This is a genomic window from Haemophilus sp. HMSC071C11 (assembly GCF_001837655.1).
Classification (GTDB): domain Bacteria; phylum Pseudomonadota; class Gammaproteobacteria; order Enterobacterales; family Pasteurellaceae; genus Haemophilus; species Haemophilus influenzae.
Genome location: NZ_KV833428.1, coordinates 1 through 203 on the forward strand (window position 1 = coordinate 1; position 203 = coordinate 203).

Below are 203 nucleotides of genomic sequence, written 5' to 3' on the forward strand. Positions count from 1 at the left end.
AAATGCCCAAAGTGCGGTGCGGAATTAGAGGATTTTTATACGCCAGATTATTTTATATCGAGCAGCGAATGGGATGACGATCGTTTTCGCTGTAACGGTCACTTAATTGAGCCGATACCGTTTCCGCAGGTAAGTAAATACAGTGCAGTGAATCGAACAAAATCTTGCGGTTATTTTGGGTTGGAAGATTTAGGTGTGGAGTA

General features: G+C 42.4%; 1 protein-coding gene. It reads left to right on the plus strand.

Features of this window, described 5'->3' with window-relative positions; all coding sequences use genetic code 11:
* Positions 1–203: hypothetical protein (locus HMPREF2644_RS06170; RefSeq protein ID WP_070828321.1), on the plus strand; the 203-nt coding region annotated here is incomplete at both ends.